Raw genomic sequence first — 18,740 nt, 5'->3', positions numbered from 1 at the left:
TCCTTCTTCGCTGCATAAAAAATTTGCGCTTTCTCTAACGAATAAAAAGAGGCGGTCAGATAGCCGCAAACTAAAAAATACAGATTGTACTCAGGTAGAGGATCAGAATTATGGATATTCAAACAATGCTAGATATGTGCCGATTGAGGAATCATACAACAGGTAAGAAAATTCTCATTCTCGGCGCAGGTATTGCAGGCTTAGTTGCAGCATATGAATTAGAACGTTTAGGTCACACAGTCGAAATTATTGAAGCTAGCGATCGCATCGGTGGTCGAATTTGGACTCACCGTTTTGGAGATGGTGAAGATGCAGCTTACGGGGAATTAGGTGCAATGCGTATCCCCTCAGATCACGAATATACTCTCCACTATGTTCGGGAAATGGGATTGGGTGACAAACTTTGTAAGTTTGTAACTGTTTTTGAGGAACAAAACGCTTTGATGAATATGGAAGGAAAAGTTTTCCGGATGAAGGATGCACCTAGAGTTTTGCAAGAACAGTATCAAGGAATTTTTAAGGATGAACGTTATAGCGAACAAACAAGATTCTTTGCTGCTTGGTTACAAACGATTGTTAATGCGATATCTCCTGAAAGCTTAAGAAAAAGTCTGGAACGGGATTTACAAACTCACTTGATGGGTGAATTAGAACGGTTAGATTTGACACCTTACTTTAGTGAAGATGGCGAGACCATAGATTTACAGAATTTCATTAAGGAAAATCCTAGTTTTCGGGCAAAATGTTCCCAAGCACTGGATATGTTTCTCAGTGATATTTTAATTGAAACCAGTCACGATCTATTGCAAATTGCAGGAGGAACAGAACAAATTATTGATCGCCTTGTTGCTTCTATTAAAGGGAATATCAATTGCAATACTGAAGTTACTGGTTTACAAGTTTGTAAAAATAGTGTGAGAGTCTCCTTACAAAAGAATGGAGAATTTTATAGCAGTAATTGTGACTATGTATTATGTACGATTCCTTTCTCAGTATTGAGAAAATTAGAATTAGTTGGCTTTGATCGCAAAAAATTGGAATCTATTCATAACACAGTTTATTGTCCAGCGACAAAAGTTGCATTTAACTGCGCTCAAAGATTTTGGGAAAAAGATGGAATTCGAGGTGGAGCATCCTTTAGTGGTGAAGGTATTCGTCAAACTTACTATCCTTCAGTAAAAGGTAATACCACCATGTTAGCAAGTTACAGCATTGGCGAGGATGCCGACAAAATGGGCGCAATGGTGGAGCAAGAACGTTATGATTACGTAAAAAAGGTGGTTGGAAAAATTCACCCAGAAATTCAAGAAGAAGGAATGGTTGTAGATGAAGCTTCCATTGCTTGGGGTAATTATAAGTGGAGTGCTGGTGGATGTACAATTCATTGGGATGGTGATGAGTCGAAGCACACAATCAATTATTTAGAAGCAGCAAGACCTCAAAACACTCTCTTCTTTGCTGGGGAACATTGTTCTCGCTTTCCTGCATGGATTCAAGGTTCTTTAGAGTCTGCACTTGAAGCCGTATATGACATTGTTACTCACAAACCTCGTTTGGATAAATCTTTGGATGCTTCTTGCATCTTACCGGTGAGAGCGAACAGTATTAATATCTTTGCAGCATAAAGTAAGTCTTGTTCTTGGAATATTTTCTTTGAATTTGTATTTGGAATTTGTATTTGGAATTTGTTGTTCTAATAAAAATTATCTAATGTCGTTAAGAATAAGTGCATAAATATCATCCACTTTACTCTATGTAATTTTAAGGAAGCACAATAGTCTACTTGTAAGTTACGACGGAGAACATTCTATGAAAGGAAAATTTATGCACGATAACAAACCCGATTGGAAATTTCCAAGTCAAAATCACCTAATTAAAATTTGATAAAGTGTGCTTCTATCGCTTTCTGCTAATTATATTTCCCATACTTATAAAGTAAATCTGTTAACCGATATTAAAACCAATTATTTTTAATCATTTAGCTATAGTTAATTATTTTAAATAGTTGGTTTTACAATACATTATTTTGAGTTTCAAACTAGTTAAACAGGTCCTATAGAGTACTACATCAAAGAAAATAGTTACTATAACTATAATTTTCAATGATTCTAGACTTTTTTAAAGTACTTTATTAACTAAATAAATAAAAACATATCACCTATTTAAATTACCAATCAGTCATCCCATTTCCATATTTAAAATGAGTATTTTAGACTTTCCTCGCTTGCACTTTCAGGGTTTAGCTCGTATCCACGCTCCCACAGGAAATAAAAATAAGGAAGTGGATTTAAGTACTAATACAGCTTATATGAACGGTGAACCTTTTGATTATCGTCATAAAGCATCTGAATATCACGACTATCTTTACAATAAGGGAGCAAAATTTAACTCTGAAGGACAAAAAGATGATAATGGTCCATTCAGCATGGCTATGGGTTGGGATTTTGGTGGAAATGGTCACTTTGTAATTGATGCCAAAATTATTAGTACCCAAGGTGAGTTTGGACAAATCGACCAAAAGGATCCGGTAGTAGGGCGTAAGGTTGATATGTGGGGTCATTACAACGAATATCTAGGTACCACCGTTAACCGCGCTCGGATATTTGATTGCGACCCAGCTTCCAATTGGACAACAACAATCATGCTCGGACAGTTTACCTTTGGAAGGGAAGGTGACGCTGGAGAGCGACCAAATATGTTTTCTGGACCTGTAGAAGGTCTTCAGACTCCTCGTTGGCAAAATTTTGACTATATTCGGGAATTACCAGAACATTGTCTCAATAAGGAATTTAAAAAAGCGGCGGTGTATCAATTTGCAGTAGATAAAAATGCTGCAGATTTTCTCTGGATGAAGGAAGCAGAACTTTCACCGACTGTGTCCCTGTTGCGAGAAGCAATGGAGCGAGACGATGTTTTGGGATTGGTGGTGCAGTTTAGCATTAGTAATATGTCTACTCCCATCAAACCCGATTCCCCTAGCTTTTGGGAATTACATGGCACAATTGGTTTGTGGTGTGTGGGAGAGATGAAAAGTTACCCCCACGGTCGTCTTTTGATTCCCGATAGTCTTGTAACTGGGGATAAGTCATCCCCACAAAATTTATCTAATCTGAGTTTAAAAATTACTCCCCAAGGTGTGAGTTTAAATGCGATCGCAGCAGTACCTTGTGTGGGACGCTCTCCCAAAGCAGGACCTGGTCCCACCCACAGTATCGAGGGTAAACTCAAGTTAGGGAACTTAGAATTGCGTACGATTGATACTCAACGATTAATCGCTAAAATTCCCGAGGAACTTTATCAAAAACAAGTTTATCAGCTCAGCAGTGGGATTATCGATGTCCCCCTATCGGCAGAATTTGAAGAGATTCAAGACGAGATAGAAAATCAGGGTTTATATATTGTTAGAAATCAAGCCGACGGACAACAACAAATTTTAGTTCGAGAGAAAGAAATAAATCTACAGATAGATGACGCTTGTCTATTTATTGAATGTCCAGATTGGCAAAATGGTGAAGATTATGCTGTAGAAGTAGAAGTATTTTCCTTTTTTAGAGGACGTCCCCAAGCAATTGAAAATATTTACTTACATCAATTCTATAATCCAGAAGCACTCCCCCAACTTCGTTATAAATTTGAGCAAGATCAAAGTAATATCGGTCAAGAATTTAATTATCCCCCCAGCAATGAAATAGATATTGTTCATTTCAAGCCAGGAAAACAAGAAGAAATTGGACATTTTTCCCCTAAATGTAGAATTTCCACTGGTAAGGATGGACGTACTTGGGTGAGCATACGCGGTTTCCAACCAGGTACAGCACGGGTATTACTTTCAACTCAAGCAAATGAATTAGGGACAAATGAAGCTATTACAGCCTACGATAACGAGAATAAATTAGGATTTTGGTCTAGTGTAGGTTCCTTCAACCTGCGAGTATTACCAGATGACTGGGATTTACTAGCACAAACCCCCGATGGAGCAGTAGATTTTGACTTTATTTATCAACATATCTTGGCTTACTACGAACAATGCTTCTCTTTTATGAAAGCAGAAGTTTTTAGTCTGGCTGACAAATGTAAAGTTGAAACTTACTCCCGTTTGATGTGGCAAATGTCAGATCCCAAAAATAAAAACAAAACCTATTATATGCCGCCAACAAGGGATATGTCAGAACCTAAAGCCATGCTCCTGCGTAAATTTTTGCAAAATCAACAGCAAGTGGGTTATGTTCCCCAAGCAACTCCAAAACCTAAGAGTATCCAACGGGAACTAAAAACACGAGAAGAGTTAGTTAGCGCATTACATCATGCTGCAGAGTTGGAAGTTGCGGTGATGCTGCAATATATCTATGCAGGTTATTCCATACCCAATTATGTCACAGGTGAAGAGTATGTGCGCCGAGGTTTATGGACCCAAGAACAATTACATTTAGCTTGCGGAGATGGGAAAGAAGTCCGGGATTACGGAATGCGCGGTGTTTTTCTGGAAGTTTGTCACGAAGAAATGATTCACTTCTTGATGGTGAATAATATCTTGATGGCTATGGGAGAACCTTTTTATGCTGCAACACCGAATTTCAGCGAAATTAATCGTCGTTTCCCAATTGAAGTCGATTTTGCTCTAGAACCTTTGAATGCTTCCTCAATTCAACGATTTATTCGGTTTGAAATGCCTGACTTTTTAGAGGAAGATTTAACTAATGAAGTTGTACTTGAAGACCCAAAAGCAGATCTCTTACATGGTTACGGTTCTTTAAGTGAGTTATATCGTCAAATTAGACAAGCGATTGAAACTATTCCCGATTTATTTGTTGTTAAAAAAGGTAGTACGGGAGGCGAACATCATTTATTTTTACGAGAGGAGACTAACAAAAAACACCCCCACTTCCAATTTCAAGTAGATGATGTAGAAAGCGCTCTATTTGCGATCGACTTTATTGTCGAGCAAGGAGAAGGATGCGATCCAAACTCACCCAAGTTTGAAAAATCCCACTATCAACAATTTCAAGGTATTGCACAAAAGCTTTCCCAACAGCACTTACAACATATTTCTACAAAAAACTTTATAAAAACTTCCACACAAAGATTACTACCCTGGAACCCTGCTTATCCTTCCTTGCGTAACCCTACCCTTAACTATCAAGATTATCATTCCAATATTGTTACCGTACCTCAAACCCGAGAAGTAATGGAAATTTTCAATCGCTGTTACTTCTTAATGATGCAATTAATGGTGCAACACTTTGGTCTAAATCCCAATGCAAGTTTAAGACGTTCCAAACTAATGAATGCCAGCATTGATATTATGACAGGTATGATGCGTCCTCTGGGCGAACTATTAATGACTTTACCTTCTGGGAAACGGGGTAAAACAGCAGGACCATCTTTTGAAATACCTATGGCGATATATATCGCCGATCCAGAAATTGCTTATAAAAGAATATCACGGGAGTTTGAAAGTTTAGCCCGACGCTCGCGCCAGTGTGAGGTGATTCCCACAACAGTTTCAGAAATGTTTGATTTTTATATTGAATTCTTTCAAAAACTTGTAGAAAAGTAGTAGGAAGTCAGGAGTCAGGAGTCAGGAGTCGTAGAGACGTAGCATGCTACGTCTGTACAGAAATCAGGAGTCAGAAGTAGTAACTCATTACTTATTACTTGTTACTTGTTACTTATTACTTATTACTCATTACTCATTACCAATAATGAACACTATCAAAACAGAAGTTTTAATTGTCGGTGGTGGTCCCGTCGGTATGGCGATCGCATCCGAACTACGCTACCAAGGTATAGATTGTATTGTTTTAGAGCAAACTGACGGTGTTGTTACTGACCCAAAAGTTAGCACAGTCGGTCCCAGGTCGATGGAATTTTGCCGTCGCTGGGGAATTTCTGAAGCAATACGTAACGCAGGTTGGCCTAAAGAACATACTCTAGATGTAGCTTGGGTTACATCTGTCGGTGGGAAGGAAATTTTCCGCATCAAGTTTCCATCCTATGCGCAACGGTCTTTACCCGAATACAGTCCAGAAACCGAACAGGTTTGTCCCCAAGACTGGTTTGCTCCCAAATTTATCAATTCTCTGGGAGAATACCCCCAAGGAAATCTCAAATTTCTTTCTCGTTTAGAAAGTTTTACACAAAATGAAACAGGTATAGTTGCTCAAATAACCAATTTAGAGTCTGGAAGTTCAAAATCTGGAAACACACAAACTATTGAAGCTCAATATATAATTGCTTGTGATGGCGCTCGCAGTCAAATACGTAAGCAATCTGGAATCGGCGCTCAAACTTTTCATCAAACCCAAGTATTTCAAAGTGTTGTTTTTGAAGCACCCCAACTTCCCGATCTGCTAGGCCCAAATAATGCTATGGTTTTCTTCTTAGTCAACCCAATTATTCAAGAGCCTTTGCGTGCTGTAGATGGAAAAGGTAAATATCGCCTAATTTTAAAACCCCAGGAAGATGGCAAAATCTACGATGCACAAGAAGCGATCGCTGCTGCTATATCCATCGATACCCCATATAAAATTATTTCTAATATGCCATGGCGTTTAACCCACCGAGTTGCAGATACCTTCCGTGATGGACGCATATTCTTTGTTGGTGATTCTGCTCATACACTTTCACCCTCCGGTGGTTTCGGGATGAATACTGGTATCGCTGATGCTGTTGATTTGGGTTGGAAACTTGCTGCAACCATCAAAGGTTGGGGAGGTTCAAAACTACTCGACACCTACGAAACTGAACGTCGTCCCATCGCAGTACGAAATCTCGAGCAAGCAAACGCCAATCTTCAACGTACCCAAAAACGTAGTATACCTCCAGCGATCGCCAGCGATTCTCCCCAAGGTCGGGAAATGCGCCAAAAAATGGCTGAAGGGATGGAACGCAGTGGAGTTAAGCGTGAATTCGACGCTCCCGGAGTTCATTTTGGCTTTCGTTATCAATCCCCTATCGTTATTGAAGATAATATTAATCTACCTAGTGAAGATCCTTTCCAATGGTCTCAAACTAGTTATCCTGGTTGTCGCGCACCCCATGCTTGGTTAGAACCTGGAAAATCAACTTTAGATTTATTCGGTCATGGATTTGTATTACTTAGCTTTAAAGGAAAAGAAGGATTAGAAACTTTTGTCACAGCATGCGAAAAACGGAGTGTACCTCTTAAATTACATGCGATCGATAATCCTGAAGTTGCTCAACTCTATGAAAAAGCATATGTCTTAGTTAGACCTGACGGTCATGTTGCTTGGAGAGGTGATATTTTACCGGATAATCCTCTAGCTATCATCGATCAGGTACGAGGAGAGTTTGTATAGGTTTTAGGACTTACTTTTCGGTAAAAAACTGGGAAATAAAATCTTTTCCATAATTATAAATCATCCCATTTTCTACTATAAATATGTAAGTCCTAATTCATAATAACAGGAATAAAAATATACAAATAGAAACATAAATTAAAATATAAACTTTCGTTTATATTTTAATTTAATTGAGTTTTTAAGTTCTTAAGTTTTCTGAATTATTAGTTAAAATTATTAAATACAATAAATTTAAATAAAACTAAATTATATTGGGGGAAAACTCATTTACAATGAATAATATGTCATTTGTATCTTAATCATATCTTACGCAAAATAAATGTAATTATACCATTGCTAGTGATAGCAACATAATTTTAAAAATAGGTGAGATTGCTTTCCTGCAATGCCTTTCGGTCGTAATGACAAATCTTAGTTGTGTAAGTCCTGTTAATTTATAAAAGTCCTAGAAATATAAAACTATTATCTGATACAATTAACCACATCTGTGAGTTAATTTATAATGCTAAGTTTATATGTGTATTAATATATTATAAATTTTTATTTCAAGAATATATTAAGATGTCATAACTCTTAGATATGAAGAAAAACTCTTTACTGAAATGTTTACTTCTCAGTTCTGCTTTTTATAGTCTTCCTCTATCTATTAACATTTTATGTTTTTCAGCTTTAATGGCAGTTAGTCGTGGAGAAGATGTAAAACAACTCAAAGAACTCTCATTAGAGACTGAAACATATATCCCACCCAAGTTAAACCACTCCAGATTCCTAGCACAAGATTCTCAAAAGCCAACTTCAGAAAAGCCATCTAATGAATCTGGACCTAGTAAAACAGAAACAAGAGTATTGATAAGTGAAGTTGTAGTTAGTGGGGTAGAAGGACAATTAAACGATAAGATTTACCAGATTGTTAAGACCAAACCAGGACGTACAACAACTCGTTCTCAATTGGAATTAGATATAAATGCCATATTTGATACGGGTTTCTTTTCCAATGTCCAAGCAGTACCAGAAGACACTCCATCAGGGGTGCGAGTAACCTTTGAAGTAAAGCTTAACCCGGTTTTAAGTCAGGTAAAAGTGCAAGTAAGTCCTAGTACTGTATCCTCGGTGCTGAAACTAGGGGTTGTGGATAAAATTTTTCGTCCCCAGTACGGTAAGAGACTCAATTTGCAAGACTTACGAGATGGGATTAAGCATTTAATTAAGTGGTATGAAGAGCAAGGTTACGTACTAGCGAATGTAGTTGATTCACCTATCGTTTCCAAAGATGGTGTTGTTACCTTACAAGTAGCAGAAGGGGTGATTGAAGATATTCAAGTCCGATTTGTGAATAAGGATGGTAAAGATAAAGACAAGAAAGAAGAAGCAATTAGCAGTGAGACACTAACTACTGCTATTCTCAAAGAAATTGATTTAAAACCAGGAAGTGTTTTTAATCATCCTCAAACAGTAAAAAGCTTACAGAAGTTGTTAAGCTGGGGAATTTTTGAACACGCCAATTATTCATTCATTTCTGGTCAAGATAAAAATAAAGAAATTGTAGTTTTAAAGTTCGCTGAGAATCTATTAACAGGTGATGCAGCGGAAATTTTAAAGTATCAGCAGGAATTGCAAACTGCTCAAGCGAGTAAAAATAGAATTGCGGAAGCTCAGGCATTAAAAAAACTGGGATACTTATATCGTCAGTATAAAATTCACTATGAAGATGGGGTTAAAAAATATCAAACAGCACTGCAAATTTTCCAGTCAGAGAATCAGGAGATAGAAGTCGCTAAAGTTTATAACAACGTAGGTAATGTTTATTACAAATATGACAAGTATGACCAAGCAATCAGCAATTTTCAAGAATCTCTGAAAATATATCAGCAGAAGAAAAATAAATTGGGGGAGGCCATATTACTTAACAATCTTGGCAATACATATATGCAAACTAATCAATATCAAAATGCAATAGATAACTACAGCCGAGCCAGGAAAATATTTTCATATCTTAATGAACCTTTATGGGAAGTAATAACTATAAATAATCTTGCCTTCAACTACCGTTATTTAGACGAAAAAGATAAATCTATAGAATTATATAATCAGGCACTTTTGCAATTACAGAATCTAAAGCAAAACCCTGTTGAAATTGAAAGACAATCTCAGGAATGTCTTGAACGTCAATCTTCAGAAAGATTGGAGAAAAAAGCACATTTTTTCTTTGGATTAGGTATGAGTGATGCTAGTGGTTCATATATATACACAGGAATCCAACTATTAGATGATGAATTATCAAACTGCATTTTAGATAGCCGCTTTTGGCGAGTGGTAACATTCTTAAATGCTACACATCATTATCAGTCATTTGGTGATTATCAACAGGCTCTATATTATTCTAGTAATGCATTAGAACTCTGGAAAACTGTAGAAAACGATCAAGAAATCTTTACCCTCTTAAGAGAAAATAGTCATGTTTTAAAAAATATATTGAATGGCTGGCTGTTATTTCAGATTTCTATAATATACGAGGAATTAGGTAACAAACAGTTAAGCAAGCAATACAAACAACAATCACTTAACATTGCAGAGCAGGAAATACCGAATTTTATTGATTTAATTTATAGTGATAACAGGGATACTACAAAGGCTTTACTGCTAAATATTTGGCAAATTCCTATTAAGTTTGTTACAGGGCTACAACTGGAAGAGATTATTAGTCAGTCTGAAAAACAACTAATCCAATTTGTAAATCAGTACAACTTTGAGCCGAAACTTAAAGAACAGATCAAACAGTACATCACCCTAGCTAAACATATCATTGATGCCGAAAATTTAGCAAGCTCAAAGAAAAATAGTGAAGCGATTGAATCATACAATCAAGCTTTAGGAATCATCCAAAAATTAAAAAAAGAAGATTTATGCCTTGATACATTATTTCCTACCTTAGTTTTTAAAGCTAATAAAGAAAAAGCAGTTTTCAAGAATAAAAAAAATGAAGTCACAAATAATCTATGCTTTTATAAATCAGCAGAAATAGGAAAAGCACAATTATTGAATTTAGTAGCAAAAAATCAACTTTATTTGCAACAGAATCAAGAAGCCTTGACTTCACTAGATTTAGCATTGTCACGATTGAGCATTACATATGAAAGCACTATCTACAAAAAATATGACCCTCAAGAAATAACAAATATATTTACAAAATTCCTGTCATTAGTACAAAACTCCAATCAAAAATCTACAGAAGAAGACAAACAAGAAAACCTAGGCTCTATTGTTGAATCGTCACAAATGTTGATCGATTATTTCAACTCCACATATTCAGCGAATATTTATGGAGAAACACTCTCGTTAATTGCTAAGGCTCATAGGGCGAACCAAGAGTATGAAAAAGCATTGGAATTTCACAATCGAGCATTAAAATTATGGCAAGCTAAAGAGGAAATTTTCAAAGAAGCAGATACTTATCTCGCAATTGCAACTACTGAACGTGAGCGAGGAAATTTGACTCAAGCAAGAACTGAGATTGAAAAAGCAATAGCAATGATTGAATCTGAACGCGCCCAAGCTCAGGCTCAAGAAGCTAAAGAAACCCAGGATGATGATTTCCCCACAATACAGCCAAAGCAGACTGAATATAAATCCTATATTGACCTAGTTAAATATTTAGAATCAAAGCAAAATTACTATGATTTTTATATCGATCTGCTAATGCAACAACACCAACAAAACCCCTCAGCAGGTTACGATATAGAAGCATTACAAGCTAGTGAGCGGTCGCACGCTCGTAGTCTTCTGGCAATGATTAATAGGGATAGTCGCAATCCTGAAGGTAAAGTTCAAAATAATAGTAGTTCTAATCCCGACTATTCTAATCCCAACTATATAGAACTAGCCAAACCGCCTCAAATTCAAAAGATTCAACAGGAATTACTCGATGATAACACGCTACTTTTAGAGTATAGCCTAGGGGAAGAACGCAGCTATCTATGGGCTGTTACTAAAAACAGTATCACAACTTATGAGTTACCTAAGAGAGCTGATATTGAAGCAGCAGCAAAGCAATTTTACGACTTTTTGACAGTGTCAAGTTTAAGAATTAGACCTAACAAAGCAGCAGCATCAGGAGTTAAACTCAGCCAAATGCTCTTAGGACAGGTTTCTCAGCAGCTGGGTAACAAACGCCTATTAATTGTCGCAAATGGAATTCTGCAATATATTCCTTTTAGCGCCTTACCTATTCCAAACTCCACGTCTCTAAATACAGTCAGTTCATCTGCTGCTGTTGAGCCATTATTAGTTGAGCCATTGTTAGTTAAACATGAAATTGTTAATCTTCCCTCAGCTTCCACTCTTGCAGTTATTAGGCGCAATAATGAAAAGCGCCAACCACCAAGCAAAACTTTGGCTGTATTAGCAGATCCGATCTTTAGTAGGGGAGATGAAAGACTTACGCGCAAGTTAAATCAAACTGATTACCAGTCGCAGCAAAAGTTATCAACTTTGTCTAATGCTATGGGAGTTAAAAGTAATAATAATGTTGTAGTTGAACAGCTTTATCCCCGACTACCTAACACCCGTAAAGAAGCAGAAGAAATTGCGTCTCTGGTACCTCCACCTGAGCAATTGCAAAAATTTGATTTTGCTGCTAATCGCAAAGCTGTATTTGCTCCAGAATTTAGCCAGTATCGCTATATTCACCTTGCGACCCATGGTATTCTTGACTCTCAGACGCCAGAGCGCTCTGGTGTTATCCTATCTTTAGTAAATGAACAAGGGGAATTTCAAAGAAGTCTCTTATCCACACCTGATTTCTTCAAACTTAACTTATCAGCAGACTTGGTAACTTTAAGCGGTTGTCGCACAGGTTTGGGTAAACAAGTTAAAGGTGAGGGGTTGATTGGTGTAACTGGTGGCTTGATGTACAGTGGCGCAAAGCGCGTAATGGTGAGCTTGTGGAGTGTAGACGATCGAGCAACAACAGAACTGATGAAACGCTTCTATCAAGGCGTTCTCAAAGACAAGCTTCCACCAGCAAAAGCATTACGAGCAGCCCAACTAGCTATGTGGCGAGAACAACAGTGGCAAAATCCTTATTACTGGGCTGCTTTTACCATTCAAGGAGAGTGGAAATAAATAGGTAAATTTGTTTAATGAAATTATTTATATATTTATATGTTTACTATCGAGTTATATTTAGCTGTTCCCCGTTCCCTTCTAGATGGATTGGGAAGAAAATAGGTAGTCCAAGTTTGGGGAACAGTCTCAGACAAATCAAGTATTTGTAATAAATTAGCCCAATCTGTTTGTATTTCTTGATTTTGTGGATTAGTACGCTGAAGCTCAGCAAGAGTAGTTAGTGCTTCATACCATAATTTAGCATCAGTATAAACCAAGACTTCCTCCCTAGGGGAAGCTGCTTGCAACTGATTACTTAAGTTAGGACTAACAGGAATGCGCTCAACCCAACCATTAACTGTTGCATCTGCAGAGCGGTTATCTGGATTGCAGATCACAGAAAAAACCCAGCGATATTTTTTTCCTGACTGTAGCGGAAGCATTATTTTTGGTAGTTGTAGGCTAACAATTCCTGGCTCTTGTTTTAATGGAAAAGTAGCATAATAGACATCATCTTCTTTTTCATCAATTAGCACAAACTCTGCATCACGTTGATAGGATGACCAGTAGGGAATATAGAACCAGAAAGTAGGATATTTAGCAATTGTTTGCTCAACATAAGGAAATCCTTCATCTGTTGCAGGAACCAAAGCTGTCAGCGGTTGAACTACATTTGGACAGCGATCGCGTACCGCTCCTCCTCGCTTACGACCAGTAGGTGTCCCTCCAGGACGAATACCAAAGAAAAACCGTTTAATTTTCTCAATCAAGCCAGGTCTACGCTGGGATTGTGCTTGAACTGATGGTACGTAAACCAGCAAATTAGTCAATACAAAAATTAGCACAAAAGCAAAAATTACTTTTCGGGAAGGGAAATGTAGTCGGTTCATAGTTTCCTCGCCTGATGTACAGTTTAATTACGGTCAAGGAAAACAAAATATATATTTCCAGTAGAGACAAAAGCCAGTACAGGTGGAATCAAAGGAATCCATATACTAGCAACAGTAAGAGAAATTATAGAAGTCATATATAAAACTAGGATCCCACAGCCGGTAGCTATTCCCAAATCTCTTAACGAAGGTGAGTATAGTGCAAACACACCACCGAAGAAGGACCAACCCCATATCCAGAGGATTTCTATTGGTTGTGACCAAACCTGCAATAAAGGTACCTCATCGAGTACGGCACTGAGAATTTGACTGATCATGTGACCATTTACCACAACACCGGGAATTGTACCATAGGGTGTAGACCAATTATCATTGATTCCTTGAGTGGCAGTCCCACCAATTAAAACAATCTTGTCCCGTACATCTTGCTCGTCAAAGCGATTGTTTAAGATATCTTCCAGAGTCTTCCTTTTAGCAATGTTTTCGACTCCAGAACCAGTAGCACGGTAATTTAACAAAATCTGAAAACCAGAAGCGTCCACATCTTGATAACCCACAGTAAAAGGTTGTAGTTGCGGGAAAGTAATACCACCAAGTTGTAGATTATCCCCAGATTTAAAAGGATCTTGATAATTACTGTTTTCCCTCAACTCCAATTCCAGATAACGACGCGCCAACAAAAAACTAAAAGACTGCTTAGCTTGACAATTAGAACCAGAAATTCCCTCTACAACCATCAGATATCGGCGCACAATTCCGTCTCTATCAGTAACAAAATCACTGAAACCAACACGTTCTTTAGCTACTTCTTTAGGTGGGTCGACACTGGTATGTCCAATTTGCTTCCCTTGGTGATCGATATCAGGTACTTTGCAAACTGCAAAAACATTTGGTTTTCCCAGGCGCTTTAATAACCCTGGCAAATTGGGGTCAGCATTATAGGGACGGTATACATCCAAACCAATTAGTCGAGGGTTATATTTCTCTAGGGTTTCCAAAAGGCGATTGAGAGAAGCATCTTTTAAAGCAAATCCCTGTCCCTGCTCTTGGCGTTTATCTTGAGCCTTAATATCTTCGTCAGTGATTTCTATAATTAGCAAGCGTGAATCGACTCCTTCATTCAATGGTCTGATTTGTATCAGGTGATCAAAAGTCTTTAACTCTAACCATTCCATCAGACCAAAAAAACGTAGCACCACTAACCCACCCGCGATCATCAAACTCACCAATAGCAGAGTTCGGAAACCAGAACCACTAAACACCGGCTGGCGAATTCGTTCAACGAATCTTGTTAATCTACCCTTTGGCGATGGAGATGCTGGCTTATTTATATCTATCTCAACGGTAGTATTGGGAGGTGCTTGGGCAGTTTCCTGACTGGAATTTGATGCAAAAATTTCCTTCTCACTTGATAAAGGAATACCTAAACTTTTTGCTAGATATTTTAATCTTTCGTTAGCAGGGTTTGCCTTTCGTGCTGCAAGAACTAAATCTTCTAACCAATTCTCTGATTCGGCTTTTTCTATTAACTCAAAGACTACCTGACTTAAATTAGCTTCTGAGGCAATTTCATGTAGATTTTTATTTAGGTGGAAAGATAGCATTTGCTTTAATGACCCCCTATTGGGAAAAGCATTCATTAAAACTTCTTGCAATTGTTTCCGTTCTCCACCAGATAAATCCATACTTTATGTAATACCCGTCACTCTTTATTTGTCCCGTCCTCTTACTTCTAAATGTTAATGCTTATCTCATTCCTTTGAAAATCAATCAAGTCAAGTCTTCATTAACCATTATAAAAAGTATGGCTGAGTTTGTTGATAGTTCAGGAATAAATCAGTGTTTTGGTAGACATACTTTTCCAAAAAGCGTGATGCCAACTGGTCTTCATCAAAGTATAAATGATTTGGGTGTAGCTCTTTTAGAGGTAACAATTATATCTTGCCATAAACCCTAAAACTTTTACAGGCCAAGAAACACTGTTAAAATTAGGTGTTTGTTTTCCGTATACTGCATATTATACTTACTAGATTAATGGTAAAAACATGGCAGATATAATTGATATTGCTGTTAGTGATGACTCTTTTAGTACCTTAGTTCAAGCTGTACAAACTGCTAATTTAGTAGAAATATTAAAAAGTACTGGACCTTTTACAGTTTTTGCACCCAATGATGAAGCTTTTGCAAAATTACCTCCAGGAACTATTCAAACTCTGCTGCAAAATACTCCCCAGCTAGCAAGAATTCTCACATATCATGTTGTACCGGGTAAATTAATGCAAGCCGATTTAGCAAAATTGAAAACTGTAAATTCAGTGGAAGGCTCTACTATTAATATTAATTGTACTAATGGATTTGAAGTGAAAAATGCCACAGTTTTAGCAGCAGATATCGAAGCTGATAATGGTGTAATTCATGTGATTGACAAGGTAATTCTTATGGGTTGATTTTTGACACTCCGCCGTCCTATGAGGACGGGGATTCTTAGTTTAACGAGTCCACTTGACTGCAAAAGCTGATAAGATTTATTATCCTTAATAACTTATTGAGAAAAAACTTACCGATACAGTTTACACCGTTTCCTGTATGCATTCCTCTTTTCACACTTATAGGCAACAGGGTCGCGAACCAACATAATCCCAAATGGAGTAGCACCAGTCTTGATAATGCGGCTATCCTCAGGAACTCCAGTTTTATCAAGATCGTAAATCGAAGTAAATTCAGAATCTTGACTATGGGTGATAAATAGCTTTTTGTTGTCGAGGGAAACCATAACATTGTGCGGAAATGGTAAGGGAGCATCAGCAGGAGTTCCAGGAACAAGACTGAAGGATGCTAAATCAATCGTATACACGGAATTTTTCCCATCAGAACTCTCAATATCTGTAACATAAAGATTTGTTTCAGACTCATCAGCCCATATTCCGTGAGCTCCTGGTATATCGATTTCCCCGAGTAACTCCAATGTTGATGGATCCATTTTCAACACTTTTCCATCGATTTGTGTAGCGACATAGAGCAAACTATCGGAAAATCCCCAATAAAAAAGATGCGGATCTCCTCCCACCTTAACTCTATTGGTTTCTTGAAAACTCTCTCCACTATATTTAATCAGCCATCCTTCATCAGAACCATTAGCACTGAGCAGAGAAACAATTGCACTATCAGAGGTTACCGTAACGTCGTGGGGTTTAAAATTTGGTGCGAGGTCTGCAGGTATTGATACAGTTGCTAATACCTTTTTCATTCTCAAATCAATGACTGTCATAGTTTTATCGATATCATTTACCACCCACATCTGACCGAGTGTTCCATTATTCCACATATGGAAAACACCTCTTCCTGTGGGAATTTCAGCTTTTCGGCGCAGTCGTAATGCATCGTATACAAGTACTCTGTTATTCCCTCTATCTCCCAGCCATATCTCATCAGTAAAAAAGGTATTCTGTGCGTACATCGGCTCGGATCCTTTTTCCAGAATCAGATCGATGGTTCTTTCACTTTTTATGTCTATTAATGTGACAGTATTTGTACCTCTATTTGCAACTGCGATTCGAGATCCAGTGGGAGATGCTGGAGTACCGGGACGCATCTCAATGATGTTTGCTTTTAATGGCAAAATTGTAGTTGTTATTAAAATAACTGCAATCGCACAACCTAATACAAGTTGTTTCCAAGGGGATTGCATCCAGTGAGACGAAAATCTGAACATTTCACACCTTTTTTTCTATCCAATTGTATTCACACTTTTAAAGCAATAAATATAAATTTCGGTAACAATATTGTCTCTAATTTATAAGTATTGAGGGATAGAATTTATTGAAGTGAATGGAATAAGAAAAACAACTTTACGTAACAAGTTTAGCAAGATAACTCCAACAAAATATTTTGCAGATTTGTGTTTTTTATTAGTAGTTCAGGTATTAATAATTCTTAAACTCAGTTCTCGAACAAGAAACAAAATTCTGGCTTATTCCAAAAACCCCTACCTATCTAATAACAACAAATAAAACTCCCTCCACATCTTAGTTATTGGAGGGAATTATATTAATAATATGTATACATTTGAAATTAATCCAATATACTGTCATCTAATTACTACAGATATTGGATTCTAGCTAAGATTGAACCGTTCAAAAAAAATAAATTAAAGTTTTGCAGTCCTACACCCTGTTTGATTTTTTATAAACACACTCGTAAATTCCACTAGTCAAATATCTTCATTAAACCCGAAGTAAATTACCAGAAATCCAACCACGACCTCCGGTAAGCTCATACCAGCCATTAGAGGAACGACCAGTAAGACTTAGTGGTGTACCATTGGAAAAATAATTGACCCTACTGTAATTAGTACCCGGACCACTACGGATATTTGCTCCACTAGTATATGAACTTACATACCTTATAAATGAGGTACGAGTACCACCACCAGTACCACCACCAGAACGGGGACCGAAGCTTAAGTAATCCCCATGTATCCAATAACCATTAGCTAATTGAACCCAGTCACCATATGTGCGACCACTTGTTCTCACTTCAGTTCCGTTTCTTAAGCCATTGATTCTTCTGTATCTGGTACTTGGACCACTACGCACATTTACTCCAGACACCGATTGTACTCTTGCGACTCGACTTCCACCACCGGTACCACCACCGCTATTGATGTAAGTCAAGTACCTCTGAACAACCCAATCACCATTATCAAGTTGTGCCCAACCGTTAGATACGCGCCCACTTGTGTTAACAGCCTGTCCGTTATATAAAGTTCTGACAACACGAGAACTCGTAGTTGGTCTCGTACGGACATTCAATCCACTACGAGCATTCACTCTAACAGGAGCAGCTTCTGCTACGGCTCCAGATAAGCAAACAGTGAATAAAGATAAACAAAAACCTATAAGACTCAACCATACTTTAGGATTTTTCCAACCTTGTTTTTTAGCGGCTCCAGTTTGTGCAGCATGAGAACTCACAACAGAATCTCTTTCGTTCTCGGCATAACTAATCAACAATGCTAAATTATCCATGACAATTCTTACCACTTTGAAGATTGTATGATTTATAACTATTACTATGCCACCAGAAAATCAAGGCATATAAAGATAATGTAACATTAATAACTTATGTTAAGGATTCAAAATTCACCTCATACATAAGTGTTTATACTTAAAAACAAAAAATTATAATATCAAAAATGCACAGTTAAAACGCGGATTTTAGTTGTCTCTCGGATTTTAAATTACAATCTTAAGTAAAAAATAATTATATCCCCTTTAAATCCCGTTAAAAAGGGAAATTTGAATTAATTTTCGTCCTTTTCAAGGAGGGTAAGGGGATCGGAAGGCGATAATAAACCCATCTTCCGCACTCTAACTGTCACAATCGGTAATTACTTAAATAAATCAATAATAAAAGAGTAAAAAAG

Annotated in this window: 9 protein-coding genes; 5 read left to right on the top strand and 4 right to left on the bottom strand. The window is 37.4% G+C overall.

Going from position 1 to position 18,740, the window contains the following annotated elements:
* Positions 1-110 precede the first annotated feature (110 nt).
* The 4 genes from BC008_RS41405 (at position 111) to BC008_RS41390 (ending at position 12,443) form a co-directional block, all read left to right on the top strand.
* The gene (locus BC008_RS41405; protein ID WP_027843587.1) at positions 111-1,625 is read left to right on the top strand and encodes a flavin monoamine oxidase family protein; all 1,515 of its coding nucleotides are present in this window, start codon (positions 111-113) and stop codon (positions 1,623-1,625) included.
* 575 nt (positions 1,626-2,200) lie between these two features.
* On the top strand, positions 2,201-5,557 hold the full coding sequence (locus BC008_RS41400; RefSeq protein ID WP_027843588.1) for a ferritin-like domain-containing protein: 3,357 nt from the start codon (positions 2,201-2,203) through the stop codon (positions 5,555-5,557).
* A gap of 145 nt (positions 5,558-5,702) precedes the next feature.
* A complete protein-coding gene (locus BC008_RS41395; RefSeq protein ID WP_036266774.1) occupies positions 5,703-7,319 on the top strand; it encodes an FAD-dependent monooxygenase in 1,617 nt (538 codons plus the stop codon).
* Positions 7,320-7,901: 582 nt separating this feature from the next.
* A complete protein-coding gene (locus tag BC008_RS41390) occupies positions 7,902-12,443 on the top strand; it encodes a CHAT domain-containing protein (RefSeq protein WP_058184658.1) in 4,542 nt (1,513 codons plus the stop codon).
* Positions 12,444-12,478: 35 nt separating this feature from the next.
* Here BC008_RS41390 and BC008_RS41385 read toward each other — a convergent pair whose 3' ends face one another.
* A complete protein-coding gene (locus BC008_RS41385) occupies positions 12,479-13,315 on the bottom strand; it encodes a DUF928 domain-containing protein (RefSeq protein WP_058184656.1) in 837 nt (278 codons plus the stop codon).
* Positions 13,316-13,338: 23 nt separating this feature from the next.
* Positions 13,339-15,000 (bottom strand): CHASE2 domain-containing protein, encoded by a 1,662-nt coding sequence (locus tag BC008_RS41380; RefSeq protein WP_058184654.1) that lies wholly within the window; start codon positions 14,998-15,000, stop codon positions 13,339-13,341.
* 360 nt (positions 15,001-15,360) lie between these two features.
* Between BC008_RS41380 and BC008_RS41375 the strand changes: the two genes are divergently transcribed.
* Positions 15,361-15,762, top strand: a complete 402-nt coding sequence (locus BC008_RS41375) for a fasciclin domain-containing protein (RefSeq protein ID WP_027844923.1) — start codon at positions 15,361-15,363, stop codon at positions 15,760-15,762.
* Between the two features lie 110 nt (positions 15,763-15,872).
* On the opposite strand, the gene BC008_RS41370 is transcribed toward BC008_RS41375, so the two are convergent.
* A complete protein-coding gene (locus BC008_RS41370) occupies positions 15,873-17,027 on the bottom strand; it encodes a YncE family protein (RefSeq protein ID WP_036266773.1) in 1,155 nt (384 codons plus the stop codon).
* Between the two features lie 511 nt (positions 17,028-17,538).
* Positions 17,539-18,342, bottom strand: a complete 804-nt coding sequence (locus BC008_RS41365; protein WP_058184653.1) for an SH3 domain-containing protein — start codon at positions 18,340-18,342, stop codon at positions 17,539-17,541.
* Positions 18,343-18,740: the final 398 nt, after the last annotated feature.

It is taken from the genome of Mastigocoleus testarum BC008 (assembly GCF_001456025.1).
Taxonomy (GTDB): domain Bacteria; phylum Cyanobacteriota; class Cyanobacteriia; order Cyanobacteriales; family Nostocaceae; genus Mastigocoleus; species Mastigocoleus testarum.
Note: the sequence above shows the minus strand (reverse complement) of the source record. Positions and strands in the feature narration are given on the sequence as shown.

Excerpts from the sequence above, each read along its gene's own strand:
- BC008_RS41375 (WP_027844923.1), top strand. The coding sequence starts at position 15,361 with ATGGCAGATATAATTGATATTGCTGTTAGTGATGACTCTTTTAGTACC.
- BC008_RS41390 (WP_058184658.1), top strand. The coding sequence starts at position 7,902 with ATGAAGAAAAACTCTTTACTGAAATGTTTACTTCTCAGTTCTGCTTTT.
- BC008_RS41380 (WP_058184654.1), bottom strand. The coding sequence starts at position 15,000 with ATGGATTTATCTGGTGGAGAACGGAAACAATTGCAAGAAGTTTTAATG.
- BC008_RS41395 (WP_036266774.1), top strand. The coding sequence starts at position 5,703 with ATGAACACTATCAAAACAGAAGTTTTAATTGTCGGTGGTGGTCCCGTC.
- BC008_RS41400 (WP_027843588.1), top strand. The coding sequence starts at position 2,201 with ATGAGTATTTTAGACTTTCCTCGCTTGCACTTTCAGGGTTTAGCTCGT.
- BC008_RS41370 (WP_036266773.1), bottom strand. The coding sequence starts at position 17,027 with ATGTTCAGATTTTCGTCTCACTGGATGCAATCCCCTTGGAAACAACTT.
- BC008_RS41405 (WP_027843587.1), top strand. The coding sequence starts at position 111 with ATGGATATTCAAACAATGCTAGATATGTGCCGATTGAGGAATCATACA.
- BC008_RS41365 (WP_058184653.1), bottom strand. The coding sequence starts at position 18,342 with ATGGATAATTTAGCATTGTTGATTAGTTATGCCGAGAACGAAAGAGAT.
- BC008_RS41385 (WP_058184656.1), bottom strand. The coding sequence starts at position 13,315 with ATGAACCGACTACATTTCCCTTCCCGAAAAGTAATTTTTGCTTTTGTG.